General features: G+C 45.7%; 6 protein-coding genes. 5 read left to right on the forward strand and 1 reads right to left on the reverse strand.

The annotated features are described in order from the left end of the window. From glgA to glgX, 5 genes are all read left to right on the forward strand, one after another. Entirely contained in the window at positions 1 to 1,575 is a 1,575-nt protein-coding gene (glgA, locus tag A596_RS18560; RefSeq protein WP_084128630.1) for a glycogen synthase GlgA, read from the forward strand. Next, positions 1,566 to 3,380, forward strand: coding sequence for a malto-oligosyltrehalose trehalohydrolase (treZ, locus tag A596_RS18565; RefSeq protein ID WP_084128633.1), 1,815 nt, complete (start codon positions 1,566 to 1,568; stop codon positions 3,378 to 3,380). Before glgA ends, treZ begins: the two co-directional genes overlap by 10 nt. A gap of 87 nt (positions 3,381 to 3,467) precedes the next feature. Beyond that, complete coding sequence (locus tag A596_RS18570; protein WP_039917634.1) at positions 3,468 to 6,293, forward strand: malto-oligosyltrehalose synthase; 2,826 nt, start codon at positions 3,468 to 3,470, stop codon at positions 6,291 to 6,293. Then, the gene (locus A596_RS18575) at positions 6,283 to 6,648 is read left to right on the forward strand and encodes a DUF2934 domain-containing protein (RefSeq protein ID WP_052417675.1); all 366 of its coding nucleotides are present in this window, start codon (positions 6,283 to 6,285) and stop codon (positions 6,646 to 6,648) included. The genes A596_RS18570 and A596_RS18575 overlap by 11 nt, the downstream gene beginning before the upstream one ends. Positions 6,649 to 6,760: 112 nt before the next feature. Continuing rightward, on the forward strand, positions 6,761 to 8,953 hold the full coding sequence (gene glgX, locus A596_RS18580) for a glycogen debranching protein GlgX (RefSeq protein WP_052417676.1): 2,193 nt from the start codon (positions 6,761 to 6,763) through the stop codon (positions 8,951 to 8,953). Positions 8,954 to 9,120: 167 nt separating this feature from the next. Here the strand turns inward: glgX and A596_RS22970 are convergent. Then, positions 9,121 to 17,862, reverse strand: an 8,742-nt coding sequence (locus A596_RS22970; RefSeq protein ID WP_039917636.1) for a flagellinolysin, incomplete at its 5' end; no start/stop codon positions are given.

Genomic DNA, 17,862 nt, shown 5'->3' on the forward strand with positions numbered 1-17,862 from the left:
ATGAATCATTCAGTTAACCGGAAATTATTAAGCGATAACAAGCTGGAGCCTACGTTTGCGGAGCGGCTAAAAACATTTCGTGAGGACCATGCTCCCCGGAAAAAAGTATTGTTTGTTACGCCGGAATATACAGGGCTTATAAAGGCGGGTGGATTGGGCGATGTTTCGGCGGCGCTACCGCGAGCACTATTGCACCAGCACGATGTAAGAATTTTAATCCCCGGTTACCGCTCAATTCTGCAGAAAAATTTTCCGATGAAAATTGTCGCCCGACTTGAGGGGCTGGCAAAAATTCCAGCGTGCAAAATCGGGCAGATACAATTGGAGAATGGCCCGATTATTTATCTTTTACTCTGCCCGGAATTGTATGATCGGACAGGTTCCCCCTATGCATCGCCAGAAGGCAATGAATGGGACGATAACCATATTCGCTTCGCGCGCCTGGGGCTTGCTGCAGCTGATCTCGCGCTGGGCAAAGGGCATTTAAGCTGGCGCCCTGACATAGTTCACAGCAATGATTGGCCCAGCGCCCTCGCCCCTGCGTACATGGCGTTGCGCCACCAATCCACCCCGACTGTATTTACCATTCACAACCTCGCTTTTCAGGGCTTATTCAATCCGGAAACCGGAAATGACATTGGCTTGCCAGCGCAGGTTTTTAATACCGAAGAAATGGAATTCTTTGGGAAGTTATCATTTTTAAAAGCAGGCCTCGTTTATTCGAATTCGATTACTACTGTGAGTGAAAATTACGCCCGTGAAATTACTCGCCCGGAATTTGGTTGCGGCTTGCATGGATTGTTACAAAAAAAATCCGCACAGGGGCAATTGCAAGGAATTACCAACGGCATTGATGACAGTTGGGAGCCGAGCACTGATCCTTATTTAGTGGAAAGTTTTTCGCCGCGCCAATGGGAAGCAAAACGCGCGAACACACGCTATGTAGAAAATCGTTTCAATCTCGCTGCCAATGACGGGCCGATGTTTGCCGTGGTTTCGCGTCTCGCACCGCAAAAAGGTGTGGATCTCACCCTGGGAATTGCAGATTCACTAGTGCGCGCTGGCGGGCGGTTGGCGGTGATGGGAACCGGCGATTCGTCGCTGGAAAATGCGTTAGTGAAACTCGCCAAACGCTACCCGAAACAAGTCGGTGTACATATAGGGTTTAATGAAAATGAATCGCGCCGCTTTTTTGCCGGCAGCGATTTTTTGTTAATGCCATCGCGCTTTGAACCTTGCGGTTTAAGCCAGATGTACGCACAACGATTTGGCTCCTTGCCTATTGCGACCTGCACTGGCGGCCTTGCCGATACAATTGAAGATGGCCTTAACGGTTTTCTTTTTAAAGAAGCGACATTAAGCAGTTACAACGAAGCCATCCAGCGCGCATTAAATGTTTACGAGTATCCTGAATTGTTAAATGCAATGCGTTGCCATGCGATGAACTCACCACAATATTGGCGCGAATCCGTTCGGCCTTATCATCAGCTGTACCAGCAAGTTATTAATAAGCGGCCTTATCCACACACCGGGACAACACATTTAATTTCAGGAGGATTACGCCAATGTCGATGAGGACTCAACATTTTGGCGCTGTCACCCAAGGCAAAGGTTATACCCGTTTTTCATTATGGGCACCCGATGCGCGCGACGTACATTTGCAATTTCGCAAAGGCGATACATTGCCAATGGAGCGCAGGCAAGAATGGTTCGAACTCACTGCTGCCGCCACGGGTGGCGATGCATACCGCTTTATTATCAATAATGAATTACCCGTACCGGACCCTGCAGCCGGTGCACAACATCACGATGTGCACAATTGGAGCCTCGTTGTCGATCACTCGACTTATCAATGGAATTGCAATGACTGGCGTGGCCGCCCGTGGCATGAAACTGTTATCTATGAATTGCATGCAGGTTTAATGGGCGGATTTTCCGGTGTAACCAAACACCTGCCGTTATTAATGGAATTGGGCGTTACCGCTATTGAGTTAATGCCATTGCACGAATTTCCCGGCAGCCGCAATTGGGGTTACGACGGTGCCTTGTTATTCGCACCGGACGCCAGTTATGGCACCCCCGACGAATTAAAACATTTAATTGATTGCGCGCACGAATTGGGAATTATGGTGTTTGTTGATGTGGTCTATAACCATTTTGGCCCGGATGGAAATTACCTGAACAATTACGCCAGCCATTTTTTTCGCCCCGATGTCCACACCCCCTGGGGTGCCGCTATTGATTTCCAGCGCAATGAAGTGCGCGAATTTTTTATTGAAAATGCATTGATGTGGTTGCTGGATTATCGCGTGGATGGTTTGCGTTTTGATGCGGTACATGCAATCCAGGATGCTGATTTCCTTGCGGCGATGGCAGCGCAAATTCGCGCCGCTGTGCCCGCAGAACGTCATATCCATTTAATGCTGGAAAATGAAAATAATTCTGCAACCTTGCTGAGCCAGGGTTACAACGCACAATGGAATGACGATGGCCACAATATTTTGCATCACCTGTTAACAGGCGAGCACGAAGGTTATTACGCCGATTTCTCTGAACGTGCAACAGAAAAACTGGCGCGTTTTTTAAGTGAAGGATTTATTTACCAGGGCGACACTACTCGCCATGGAAAGCCACGCGGTGAACCTAGCGGTCATTTGCCACCAACATCATTTATTTTGTTTCTGCAAAACCACGATCAGGTAGGCAACCGCGCCTTTGGTGAACGCTTGACGCAACTCGCGCGTAAAGAAGCCTTGGAAGCTGCGACCGTTTTATTACTTCTCTCTCCGATGGTTCCACTGTTATTTATGGGGGAAGAATGGGGCGCGGAACAACCCTTCCTGTATTTCACTGATCACAAACCTGAATTAGCCACAGCCGTACGCGATGGCCGCCGCAACGAATTTGCAGCGTTCAGTTTTTTTAATCGCGATGATGTTCGCGAGCAAATTCCCGACCCGAATGCACTTGAGACATTCAACCAATCGCGTCTGGATTTTGCAGAGTGCTTGCAACCGGCGCACCGCGAGCGCTTGTCGTTATACCGGGAATTACTCGCGTTGCGAAAAAAAGAAATCATTCCACGTTTGCCAGGAACAGTTGCGGCAGGTGCGCATATTTTAGGAGATAAAGCAGTCAGCGCCCGTTGGTTATTAAATGACGGGCGCGAATTGCGCATCGATATTAATCTCAGCGAAGGCGCGGTGACTATAAATCCTGCCTGGAACGGCCATCGTGTTTTGTACAGCCACCGCGTTAGCGATGATGATTATCAACACAATATTTTGCCGGGACTCAGTGCACTCGCCATTCTTGAACATCACCACCAGGATGAGGCAACACAAGCACCTGAATCATACGCGAGCGCCAACGATGATTAACTGACATACAGGAACCACTGTTCAGGAATAACAATGTTCAGGAATAACAATCGCAACAACGGAACATGTATTGGAAGAGGCAAGAATATGACCGAATTAAGAGCCACACTACGTCTGCAATTTCACAGCGGATTCCGCTTTGATGACGCTGTTGCTTTAGTGCCTTATTTTTTGCAGTTGGGCGTGAGCCATATTTATGCATCGCCAGTATTGAAAGCGCGCCCCGGTTCAACCTACGGTTACGATATGGTAGACCCAACCTGCATCAACCCGGAGCTGGGGGGTGAAGAAGGACTGCGCCGCCTGGCCGATGCATTGCACCGTGAATATATGGGTTTGATTGTGGATTTTGTGCCCAACCATATGGCAGTAGGCGGCGCTAGCAATCCCTGGTGGTTAAGTGTATTGGAGTGGGGACAACGCAGTCCTTATGCGGGTTTTTTTGACATCAATTGGAACTCCCCCGACCCGTTGATGAAAGGTCAATTGCTTGTTCCGTTCCTGCGCACCGATTATGGCGAAGTGCTATTAGCCGGTGAATTACCGCTGCATTTCTCAGCAGAAACAGGTGCGTTTTATTTCGAACATTTTGATCACCGTTTTCCGGTTTATCCACCGACTTACACAGAAATCCTGGCGCGCAGTAAAAATGATGATTTGAAACGATTGGGCAAACGTTTTAAAGCATTGGATCAACACCCGGATTATTTGACAGCCGTTCGTCCATTACAGCAGGAGTTGCATCAACTCGCCCAACACGAGGCTATCGCCACTGCGATTGGGCATGCGATTGCACAATTTACCGTGGTACCGGGCACCGGTGGCAACCAGCACGATGGCTATTCCGCACAAGTACAACGCCTGCACCAGTTATTGGAACAACAACATTATCGCCTGGCCAGCTGGCGCACCGCCGCCGATGATATTAATTGGCGACGCTTCTTCGATGTAAATGAGTTGGGCGCATTACGCATGGAACGGAGTTACGTGTTTGAAGCCGTTCATGCAAAAATTTTTGAATTAATCGAACAGGGCGTCGTGAATGGTCTGCGCATCGATCATGTGGATGGCCTCGCAAACCCACGGGCTTATTGCCGCAAGTTGCGTCGACGCGTTAACCAGTTAGCGCCACAACCAGAGCAATTTGCTATCTATGTAGAAAAAATACTCGCCGATGATGAGCAATTGCCTGGTGACTGGCTGGTACAAGGCACTACCGGTTACGAATTTATGAACCAGGTTTCCTTGCTGCAACACGATCCACTTGGCGCCTTGCAATTACATGGTTTGTGGCAGGAATTAAGTAATCGTTCGGCAAACTTTAAGGAAGAAGTACTGGAAGCGCGGCGACTGATATTGTCCACATCCCTGGCGGGCGATTTTGAAAGCCTCGCGCATCAGTTATTGCTGGTTGCCCGCACCGATATTGCCACCCGCGACCTCACCCTCGGTGCAATTCGCCGGGCCTTGCTGGAATTGATTGTCCACTTCCCTGTGTATCGCACCTATTCCAATGCATGCGCACGTACACCGCAGGAACAAGCTGTGTTTTCCGAAGCGCTGGCCGGCGCCAAAACGACATTGCAGGAAAGCGATTGGCCGTTGCTGGAACGTTTGGATTCCTGGTTGGGCGCACAACCTTTACATGAATTGCCTCCCGGCCAGGCGCGGCGTTTGCGCCGTGTAACCCTCGCCCATTTCCAACAGGTGACATCACCTACAGCGGCCAAAGCGGTGGAAGATACGGCGTGTTATCGCTCCGCTGTATTGCTATCACGCAACGATGTCGGTTTTGATCCGGCGCGATTTAGCGCTCCTACAGCCCGCTTCCACCAAATTGCCCGGCAACGCGCAAAAAACTTTCCTGACAACCTATTGGCGACCGCTACCCACGACCACAAGCGCGGTGAAGATACGCGCGCACGTATTGCCGTTATTAGTGAGCGCTCCGTGTGGTTTGCGGGAAAGGTGTACGAGTGGCGCTCGCTCGCCCACCCCTTGCGTACGGAATTGGAAGATGGACTTGCACCCTCCGCTGGCGACGAATTGGCGTTGTATCAAATCCTGTTGGGAAGCTGGCCACTGGGGCTGGATGTAGCAGACAAGGATGGCATCGCTACTTATCTGGAGCGAGTGCTGGGATGGCAAGAAAAGGCCATGCGCGAAGCCAAATTGCGCACCCGCTGGATCAGCCCGAACGGGGCTTATGAATCAGCTTGCAAGGAATTCCTGACCCGCCTGCTCACGGCCGATGAGGCTCGCGATTTGCGCACGGATATTTATACCGCTGCCATGAGCCTTGCCCCAGCTGGTGCATTGAATAGCCTGACCCAAACCCTGCTGCGCATTACGACGCCTGGCGTACCGGATCTTTACCAGGGATGCGACTTCTGGGACTTCAGTCTGGTCGACCCGGACAACCGGCGCCCGGTGGACTACGCCCCGCGACTCGCCGCGCTGGAAAGTGACGTAGCACCCGCCGACCTTATCAAGCAATGGCGCAATGGTTATATCAAGCAATACCTGATCACCAAAACCCTTGGCCTGCGCAATGTTATTCCCGAAATGTTTAGCCGTGGCAGTTATGAACCACTGGCCGTTAGTGGCACAGGGGCCGAGCGGATTATTGCCTTTGCCCGCCAACGGGAAAATCAATGGGTCATCATTATCGCCCCGCGTTTAGCAGCAACATTGCTGGGCGATACAGAAACCCCTCTCGTTCCAACATTACTGTGGGAAGACACGCATATCACCCTTCCCCCTGAGCTGGCTGGCCAACGCCTGGTCAGCGTGTTCTCCAACCGTTTTCACCAAGCCCGGGAAGATCAACTGGAAGCCCGCGATTTGCTCGCGGACTTTCCCGTCAACCTTCTCTATTTATCACTCTCACCGGAGGTGCATCATGCAACCTAATGAACACGTTGTACGTAAATTCGCGCACCAGATTTGGGAATCGGAAGGTAAACCCGATGGCCAGGCGGCGCGTCACTGGGAAATGGCCTGCAAACTCGCTGCCGGTGAAACTGGTCCAGCGGACCCGATGGAATCATTGACCGATCCGCAGAACTTTAAACCTGCCGACGAACAGCAGGCAGCCAAACCGGTCGATGGAAAATCGCCATTTGGGCCAGCTGAGCATGAGGTCACTATGGCGTCTGCCGATCCGGAAATCGCCCCGCCCCCGACCCGCGTGCGCGTAAAAGCGGTTGTGGACGACCCGGCAGCGGCTCCGAAAAAGGCCTCCAGAAAACCCGCCAAACCACACTAAAACAACAGGACCCTGCCAATAGGTAAACGTTTTGCATGGTTTTTACCTTGCAGGTTTTCCGTTGGCACGTTTTTCAATGAGAGGCCGCATACAGGCCTGGGGGATATGATTGATGAACACACAGGTACCCGCTCCAATGATTAAAACCCATTCACGTATCAGCGAAGGTAATCCTTTTCCGTTAGGAGCGACGTGGGATGGACTGGGTGTTAACTTCGCGCTGTTTTCGGCCAATGCAACCAAGGTCGAACTTTGCCTGTTTGATGCGAGCGGCAAGCATGAGCTGGAGCGTATTGAGTTGCCGGAATACAGCGATGAAATCTGGCATGGCTACTTACCCGATGCTCGCCCCGGCCAGGTGTATGGTTACCGCGTCTACGGACCTTACGAACCCGACGCCGGGCATCGTTTTAATCCCAACAAATTGCTGATTGATCCCTATGCCAAACAGTTGGTCGGCCAATTGAAATGGGACGACAGTTTGTTTGGTTACACCATTGGCTCGCCCGACGGTGACCTGAGTTTTGATGAGCGCGACAGCGCCGCCTATATCCCCAAATCCAAAGTCGTGGATTCCGCGTTTACCTGGGGTAACCACCAGTTCAAACGCATTCCCCCCGACAAAACCATCATTTACGAAACCCATGTGCGCGGCATCAGCATGCAACACCCTTCAGTTCCGCAACATTTACGTGGCACCTTTGCCGGGCTGAGCAATCCCGATCTGCTGCAACATATACGCTCGCTGGGCGTCACCAGCGTTGAGCTTTTGCCAGTTCATGCGTTTGTCGACGAGCAGCATTTACTTGAGCGCGGCCTGAAAAATTATTGGGGTTACAACACCCTCGGATTTTTTGCACCGCACACACCTTATCTGGCGAGCGGTCATCTGAATGAATTCAAAGGAATGGTGGCCCATTTCCATCAAGCCGGATTGGAAGTGATTCTGGATGTGGTTTACAACCACACTGCCGAAGGCAATGAATTCGGCCCAACGCTGTCGTTGCGCGGAATCGATAACTCGACTTATTACCGGTTAATGCCCGATAACAAGCGCTATTACATCAATGATTCCGGTACCGGCAACACCCTCGATTTAAGTCATCCCTGTGTACTGCGTATGGTGACCGACTCGTTACGTTATTGGGCCACCGATATGGGTGTGGATGGCTTCCGCTTTGACCTGGGTACTATCCTCGCGCGCGCCAAAACCGGTTTTGATGAACGCCATGGTTTCCATCTCGCATGCCGACAAGATCCATTACTTAGCCAGATAAAACTCATCGCCGAGCCCTGGGATTGCGGTATGGGGGGTTATCAAGTCGGGGCATTCCCACCCGGCTGGCTGGAGTGGAATGACCGGTTCCGCGATACCGTGCGCGAATTCTGGCGTGGCGATAAAGGCAAAATACAGGAGTTGGCGAGCCGCTTAACTGCCTCCGGCGATGTGTTCAACCGCCGTGGTCGTCGCCCTTCTGCATCGGTGAATTTCGTAACCGCCCATGACGGTTTTACGTTGCATGACCTCGTTACCTATGAGCAAAAACATAACGAGGCAAACGGCCACGATAATTCCGACGGTACCGATAATAACCTCTCTGCTAACTACGGTTGTGAAGGTCCGACTGACGACGAAAACATCACTCGCCTGCGCCAGCGCCAGATGCGCAATATGATGGCTACGCTCCTGTTTTCCCAAGGCACACCCATGCTGGTTTCCGGCGATGAATTCGCGCACACGCTCAACGGCAATAACAACGTCTACTGCCAGGATAATGAAATCAGCTGGCTGAATTGGGACATCAAAGAGCAAGGAAAAACCATGCTCGATTTCACCCGCAAATTAATCCGCTTGCGCCATGCGTATCCAATGTTGCGACGCGGGCGTTTTCTGGTAGGCGAGTACAATGAAGAACTCGATGTAAAAGATGTAAGCTGGATTTCACCCACCGGTGAAGAAATGCAGGAAGGCAATTGGCATGATCCAAACCTGGGTTGCTTCGGCATGATCATGGATGGCCGCGCGCAACCCACCGGTATTCATCGCCGCGGTTCGGATGCAACATTATTGCTTATTCTCAATGCCCAACCCGACGCGGTTAATTTCAAACTGCCCGCAGTTCCCCAGGGGAGTGGTTGGAGCTGCCTGATTGATACCAATCAACCGCAGCGCAATAAACATGATTTTTACCACTTCGGTCATGAATTTGTTGTCACTGATCATTCGTTGTTATTGTTCGAGCTCAAGAAAAAGAAAATCAGTGAACACAAAAAAAGTGTGGCGCCAACTTCGCCATCCATTTAGCGAACGTCCAAACGAATTTTCCGCGAGGAAAATGCCAGACGTTTGCCTGGAATATTCTTTCTTTATTGATCGCCAAAAAAGAGCCTCAAATGAGGCTCTTTTAAAATTACAGCGCAGAATTAAAAACCCTACATACCTGCAACTTTTCTTTCACATCCTGATTAACTTTACACCGCCGGAGCAAGCATCGCTGGTCGCTCCTCGTAATAATGAACGGATCGCCTGGTATCAACACCGTCCACCACTGCAAACGAAGCCATGGCCTGAATCAATATCCCATTTTGTTGGCGATAATCACTAACACCGGTAGGCGTATTAATGACCGCTACATCAACGCCATCTCCGAACAAGGATTCAACTAACAAATATTCAGGTGCAGCGTCTGCAAAAAGAGTAGACACCGCTTGCACTGCCGTTGCCGTCAATACCGTTGGGTCCGAAATATTAGCGGCAGCATCTTTAGCTGTGATAGTAACTTTTTCGCCGATTGCTAATGCTGTCGTTAACGTAATGCTGTATGAACCGTTGGTTGCATTGGCAGTAACAGATTTCAGCACAGTCCCGGCAGCATTTTTAACCTCAATCTTGCTGCTAATTTCTGCGGTACCCGTAATAATTTTTCGGGTCGCATCGAGGACTGCAGAAGGGGCAGCAGGTGGAGTTTTATCGGGAGCGATAATGGATTTTGGAGAAGAAATATTGCCCGCCGGATCTTTCGCAGTAATTAACAGTGTTTCCTTATTAATCTTTGCCACATCAAGCGTCAATGTATAAGCATCTGTTGCAGCATCCAGCACCACCGATTTCAATTCGACACCATTCGCATCCTTCACAATCACTGTGCTGCCCTTCTCCGCCTTACCCGTAATAATTTTACCGGTAGCATCAATCGCCGCCGTTGGAATACCAGGTGGAGTCAAATCCGGTGCAATGATGGATTTTTTACCCGAAATATTTCCTGCGCTATCGGTTGCAGTAATACTCACAGTTTGTTTATTAATAAATGCCGAATCAAGAATAACGGTATAAGCACCAGAGACTGAATCAGCAACAGCAGTTTTAAGCAGTACATTAGAGGAATTTTTAACGGTAACCGTACTACCGGCTTCGGTATAACCCGTAATAATTTGCCCGGTTGTATCAAACTCCGCCGATGGAATTGCAGGCGGTGTTTTGTCAGGCGCAATCAAGGACGTTGGATTAGAAATATTTCCGGCGGCATCTTTAGAAAAAATAAGTAACGTTTCTTTATTTATCATCGCTGTAGTAAGTGTCAATGAATATGTGCCTGTTGATGTATTAACAGTTGCCGTTTTTAGCTCCTCACCACTCGCACTTCTAACAATAATAATACTTCCTTTTTCTCCGGTCCCCGTTATTACTTTACCAGCAGCATCAATTGATGCGGTTGGAACAATAGGCACAATTAAATCAGGAGCAATTATTGATTTTATTGTCGAAACATTTCCAGCCGCATCCTTCACAGTGACACTCACTGTCTCTTTATTAATAAATGCTGTGTCTAATGTAATACTAAAATTGCCATTTGTTAAATCGGCAACTGCTGTTTTTAACTGCTGGCCTGATTGATCCTTTACAATCACAACACCACCTGGTTCCGTGGTGCCAATAACTATTTTCCCAGTTTCATTAAATTTAACAGACTGAATAATGGGAGCAGTTTTATCAGGAGCATTAATTGATGTTGCATAAGATGTATTTCCTGCAACATCTTTCACAGTAACATTAACAACCTCATTGTTCTTCAATGCGGTAGCTAATGTTATTTTAAAAGAGCTCGAATATGCCCCTAACACAACACTACCTAGAACCCTTGTATTAGTGCTATCCATAACAATAACTTGAGAACCTCCAGTGGAAGTCGATTGGGTTTCCCCCGTAATAACTTTTCCCGCCGAATCAAATTGCGCTGTCGGAGGCATTGGCTGGGTCAAATCAGGCGAATCAATGTAAATCGAAGAAATATTATTACTCTTATCTTTCACATGAACTTCAAAAGACTCACCACTGATGACTGGCTTACTAAGTTCAATTAAGTAAGTCCCATCCGCACTTGCGATTGCATAATCTGATGAGTACTTAATATAAACCAAAGCACCAGGTTCTGTGACACCACTTATTACACGCCCTTGTTCATCGAAATAGCCAGAAAGTGACGGTGCAGTTAAATCGTGCACGGTCAATTTAAGAGAAGAGCTATTGCCTGCACTATCTACCGACCTAACAAAAATATCTTCACCTTCTGTCACTTTCCCATATAAAACTTTGGTAAAGTGCCCAGTTTTTAAATCTGCATTCACTGTTGCAATAATATCACCGTTTTTATCAACAATATCCACAGTACTTCCAGGCTCAGCATACCCTTCAATGTCATAATTATAATCATCTAATATTGCACTTGGAGTTTTAGGCGGCGTTCTGTCAGGAGCGATAAAATAAACAGGTGAGGAAATATCGCCACTTGCGTTCATTAACGCCACATTAAAAACTTCACGATTTATCCAGGACTTTTCAAGCTCAATAGAAAAACCTACACCAGCCTGAACAACTGTTCTGGAAATTTCGTGATTACCTTGATCTTTTAATATTAGAACCCCACTCTCACCAGCAACACCGGAAATTGTCTTTCCTAGCACATCAAATGCCGCAGAAGGTTGAATTGGTGAATTTATAGCAGGGGCTTTTAATTGAATAATTTCAGACACGTTTCCTGCGACATCTATCACACGTAAATTAACTATATCGTTAACAGCCAATGCTGTAGATAAAGTTAATTCAAAAGATCCATTTACACCGGATGCAATCACTTCACCTAAAAAAGAACCTTCTAGTGAGCGAACGATAACTTTAGCACCTGGTTCTGTGTATCCATTGATGATTTTTCTGTTTGTATTAATAGAAGCGTGTAGCGAAACAGGAGCAGTTAAATCCGGTGCACGAATGAAACCCGATGATGAATTCCCTACGGCATCTCGTGTGATTATTTCGATTAATTCACCATTTGCGACAGGCCGTTGAAACTTGATTGCATAAGTTCCATCACTAGAACTTGCAGTGGCTATACCTAAAGTTTTACCAAAATTATCTATCAACGTAACTTCTGCACCTTTTTCTGCAACCCCTGTAATCCTGCTCCCAACATGGTCAAGAATTCCTGAGGCTTGTATTGGGGCAGTAGTGTCTGGAGCCTTAATAATTGCTGGTAAAGAATAAGAACTGTGATTAAAACTTGCCACAACCTTAATATCTTCACCATTAACAAAATTGTCTGGCAAAACAATACTGTAAAACCCTGTAGTTGGATCTGAAGCTATAGACGTATAATAATTTAAGAGACTTACAGTAGCACCGGGGCTTGTAAAACCTTCAATTAAATAACCAGAAGTATCTATCTCAGCTGTGGGTGTAGGAGGCGTGCGTGAATCAACAGTATCAAATACAGTGAGGGGAAGTTTATTTCCAACTATATCTTCATAAAAAATTTCGATCTGGTGTGTATAAAGTCGCTCTTCAAAATCAATTTCATAATAACCAGAAGAGTCAGACAGAATCATTGGATAATTTGTAATGGTATTGTTTTGATTTAAGACAGAAATAAAAATTTTAGCGTTTGGCCGCACAGTCCCACTAAGAGTCTGTTTACTGGTGGAAAGAAAGGCTTTTGATTTATTAACAGCTGCCGATAACTGATCAGGACTCCAATAAGCGCCATCAAAAAATTTGATGCTATATTCCCGTCTATCGGATAATTGATTTATTTGATCTGTGGTTCCAGGAATTAATAAATCTACGAGACCATCGTTATATGACTTAAATGCAAGCATTTCTGGCGATATTCCTTCGCCTAACTCAATCACCATTTGACCAGGAACAGCCCAGCCGATTGTATCGACACCATCCCCCAAAGAAAAGCGTATTACACTCGGCCCTGCACTTTCCCTACCAAAAACCGAATTACCATTTGACAATGAAATTCTATCGTTGCCTTTACCGCCCACATAGATATTGTTTCCATAAAAATCCTCAAGAACATCATTTCCATTGCCACCATATAAAATATCGTCCCCTCTTTCACCAAGTAATCGATCATTTCCGTCGCCACCAATTAATGTATCATTTCCACTACCAGCATACATTACATCGCTCGATTCCTTACCATCAAGAAAATCATTGATATCTGATCCATACAAAGTATCCTGAAGATTTGTGCCGACAGATAGTTTTTGCAATAACTGAGTTAACAGTAAATTTTGCCCGTTGGAAAAAATAAAGTTTTCTACTAAATTTTCTGTATTTATTTTCCTTGTTGCCACGCCTGTAAGATCATTATCAAAAACGTTATATAATATAATCGTTTCACCATTCTTTATTTTTATCTCTAAATTGGAGTCTATGGCCTGCACCGAAATATCTGTGGGGAGAATACCCACACCAAACTCAATAGTATCAATACCCCCTTCGTCAAAGATCTGATCATAACCATGACCTGAACCAATCTGATAAATATCATCCCCTAAACCGCCCTCCAAAGAATCATGTCCCAACCCACCTATTATGGTGTCATTACCCATGCCCGCTTTAATGAAGTCACGCTCCTCATAGCCATTAATCAGATCGTTGAAATCACTTCCATATAAACTATCCGATTGAGATGTTGCTATCAGCGACTTGGAAATCATTTGCGAGACATTCCAAATTTCACCATTAGCAAAAACAATAGAGTCAATAGAACCAACGTCAGTCCACGAATCACGGAAAGACAGTGCTTGCTCTCCATCAACGTAAATAGTAAAAAAGTTGCTGTCTCTTATTATTTTAGTAATCTCAGGAGTAATCGTTTCTCCAAAAATAATTTTATCACTCCCAGAATTTTCAATTATTCTATCAAAACCATCTCCCAGATTATATCTATACTCATCATCACCATCGCCCCCACTGAGCTCATCATCACCCAAACCACCAATTATTGTGTCGTTTTTGTTTCCTCCAAATAAAAAATTATACCGATCATCCCCTTCCAAAAATATCGGGGTATCTTTCAGATCAAAATTTAAAATATCTCCATTAGAGAATTTAAAATTTTCTATTTTACCTCCAACGTAGAACTTGTATTCAGGAATAGCACCACCAATGATAGTTATACGGTCTGCCAGATTTAAAAATGAAACAACTAGATCTTCATCAATAGTTGTAATGACAACATCCTCTTTTTGTATGCCTGCACCAAACTCAATAGTGTCGAAACCAAAAAGATCTGTAATAGTGTCGCTACCGTCACCAACATTAAAAATATAAGTATCATTAGCGGTATTTCTATTACTAAATTCACCGAAATCCCCATAAAGCTCGTCATTTCCTTTACCCCCAATTAGCGTATCCTGATCATCACCACCAACAAGCCGATCATCACCGACACCACCATCAAGCAAATCTTGTCCTGAATAGGAATAAATGGAATCATTTCCCTCGTTACCCGATATTTTATCGTTATAACCTGTTCCATTTATCCAATCATTATTCGCTGAAGTATTCAAAGCAAGAACTAAAAGGTCATCTATTGTCCAACGAGTTCCATCAAAAAATTCAACAGTACCCATTGCCCTCTCTGGGCTATAAACCTTCGCGCCAATGTAGGCTCCATCCGTAAAAAGACTATCAAGATAAATTGAGACTTCGCCTGTAGTTAACTCAAGATTCCATCGACCATTCTCTGATCCAAGGGTGTACCCCATTAATCTGCCATCTTCCAGACCAGCTTCAATGCGTGCCTCAACAATTTTTACTTTTACATCTTCTGGCTTAATACCTTCGGCAAATAAAATCCGGTCTTGATCAGTTCGAAAATTTTCAATGAAATTTAAGCTAGGCTGCTCTGTTATAAGATAGGTAGCACCATAACCCTGCAGAAAGTTAAGTCCACCACCACCCATGATGAAATTTGTGTTTCTTCCGCCACGAATTTCATCATCGCCATCCAACCCGTGGATTAAATAGGCACTACCAGAATATAAATCATCCCAGGTATTACGCCCAAAAAGCACATCAGGATTAATTTTTGTTTCAGCTATTTTTTGTTTGATAATTACCTGATCCCAAACAACTCCATTAGAAAAATCAACTTTTTCGATGAATTTGGATTCATCAGGTGCGCCATCAATAAGCGAACCCATTATCTGAACCATTTCACCATTATTAATAATAAAATATAAATTTCCACTTGCTTGATGAACAATAATATCTTCTGGAGTAATCCCTTCACCAAACACTAACGTATCATTGCCTGATGTGTCATTAATGATGTCTACACCATCTCCACGTTTAAATATATAACGGTCATTCCCTTCTCTTCCATAAATCCGGTCATATCCTCCCTTGCCTTCAAGCACATCATCCCCACCAAAGCCATCAAACACATCATTGCCATCTGATGATTCACGTTTCAATATCTCCGCTTTGATCCTTGATAACCCCCAGAACTCGTCGTTAGCAAATCGAACACCTTCAACAGCGCCAGCCCCGACATCAATAGAATTAAACATATTGTTGATTATAATTGAGCTGCCATCCTGCAGATCAATCTTCACTCCGTACCAGCCCCAACGAGAAAATATAATTTGATCAGAAAAAATATTCTGCCCGAAGTTAATTACGTCAACTCCACTATCATCCGCTATAGTGTCGTTGCCATCCCCCAGGTTGTACACATAGGTATCATTACCACTTTTGCCTTGCAGTAAATCATTCCCTTTACCACCCGTTAAAATATCAATTCCTGCAGTGCCAGTGAGGGTCTCACTGTTAATAGATCCATTGACAAAATTCGCACCAGGTTTATTTGCGTCCTCGCGAATTTTTGCAGCATCCCAGATTGCTCCATTCAAAAACTTAATTGACTCAATCGAATTACCTGTAAGATTACCCCATAAATCAAAAGCATTTTTAACAGTTACTGTTGAATTATCTTTTAGTGTAACAACCAAGTCGTTCTGCACATCTCGTTTCAATTCAACATCCGCAGCCAATATCTCCGCCGAAAACTCAATCTGGTCAGTGCCTGCGCTGTCAATGATGATGTCATTGCCGTCGCCTGATGAATAACGATAAATATCGTTGCCTGCATACCCATTTAACTGATCGTTACCTTTATTTCCAATGATTACGTCATCGCCACTAGAACCCAATAAGGTTTCACTGTTGGCAGTACCATTAACAATGTTAATCACAGGCTCACTTGGCTTGTTTACTTCTTCCAGAATTTTTGCAGAATCCCATGTAACACCACTCAAAAACTTAATGGACTCAATAGAACCAATTGCAAAGTTACCAGATGCATTAAAAGCATCTTTAACGGTAATTGTGGAATTGTCTTTTAGCGTAATAACCAAGTTATATACATCACGCTTTAACTTAATCTCCGCAGCCAATATCTCTGCCGAAAACTCAATCTGGTCAGCGCCTGCGCTATCAATGATAATGTCATTGCCGTCGCCTAATGAATAACGATAGATATCATTACCTGCATATCCATTTAACTGATCGTTACCTTTCCCGCCAATGATTATGTCATCGCCACTGGAACCCAATAAGGTTTCACTGCTGGCAGTACCATTAACAATGTTTATCAGAGGCTCACTTGGCTTGTTTACTTCTTCCAGAATCTTTGCAGAATCCCATGTTATTCCGCTCAAAAACTTAATAGATTCTATTGAACCTGTCGTGAGGTTACCGGATGTATCAAACGCATTTTTAACTGTGATAATTGAACCATCTTTCACTGTGATAATTAAATTATTTTGCGCATCACGCCTTAACTTAACATCCGCAGCCAATATCTCCGCCGAAAAATCAATCTGGTCAGTGCCCGCACTATCAATAATGACGTCATTGCCATCACCTGATGAATAGCGATAAACATCATTGCCGCCGTAACCAATTAGTTTGTCATTACCTTTTGATCCACTTAATGTGTCATTGGTATCGAAGGCATGAATGGTGTCATTACCATTGGTTGGCTTCAGGACTTCCTGGAGGACTCTGGCTTGATTCCACTCATTGCCATTACTAAAACGAATTGATTCCAGTGCACCACGGATTTCGGGTGTCGGGATATATGCAGCAGGAATAATGACGTTGAAATTTTTAGATGGACCACTAATGCCTTCCGGCATAATGGCGGCTTCAGATTTTGATGAATGGCCATAATCAGAACCAGCGATAGAACCGGTATCCTGATCATCAAGATTTAATAATAAGGGATATTGTGCAAAACCAACTGCCAGGAAATGCGATTCGAATGATGCCTTGCCATTCCACAAACCAGACAATGAAGGATATGCAGCACTGACTGCCGCTAACGCTTGATCCAATGTTTTTCCAGTTTTCAAATGGTTGAAAACATCTTTGATACCCGCACCACCACTATCGCGAATTTCTTTATCCAGCAATTTCACCGCAATATAACTAACGGAGTAAGCCGCAGAATGCGTGGGAGCAGCCGGTGTAGTGCCAAATAAAACACTGAAGTTGCTTTCGAGCGCGAGAATATCGGCATCACCTTTAACGCGTTCATCAGCGCCGTGAATAAACTCTGCGGTTCCTTCTTTAAACCAACTCGGCAATTCGGAATTGTTCATGTTCCGGGCCATGATCGCATGCACCATTTCATGCGCGATGATGCGGTCGTAATACCAGGGGGAATTACCATTGGGCAGCTCACTGAAATCACTAAGGTCAATAACCAGTTTAATATTGGTGCCAGTGGAACCGGAGGATGCATAGGTAGCTTCTACATGCGCCGCTTCTCCACCTGAAACATCGCGTTCGAACTCTACCGTAAGATCACCACCGGCAATCAATCCATAATGCTCTTCAATCAAACGTTCAGCCTG

Origin of the sequence: Cellvibrio mixtus subsp. mixtus J3-8 (assembly GCF_000766945.1) — a bacterium.
Taxonomy (GTDB): Bacteria; Pseudomonadota; Gammaproteobacteria; order Pseudomonadales; family Cellvibrionaceae; genus Cellvibrio; species Cellvibrio mixtus_A.

Coding starts and splice junctions, on each gene's coding strand:
- A596_RS18575 (WP_052417675.1), top strand. CDS start 6,283: ATGCAACCTAATGAACACGTTGTACGTAAATTCGCGCACCAGATTTGG.
- A596_RS18570 (WP_039917634.1), top strand. CDS start 3,468: ATGACCGAATTAAGAGCCACACTACGTCTGCAATTTCACAGCGGATTC.
- treZ (WP_084128633.1), top strand. CDS start 1,566: ATGTCGATGAGGACTCAACATTTTGGCGCTGTCACCCAAGGCAAAGGT.
- glgA (WP_084128630.1), top strand. CDS start 1: ATGAATCATTCAGTTAACCGGAAATTATTAAGCGATAACAAGCTGGAG.
- glgX (WP_052417676.1), top strand. CDS start 6,761: ATGAACACACAGGTACCCGCTCCAATGATTAAAACCCATTCACGTATC.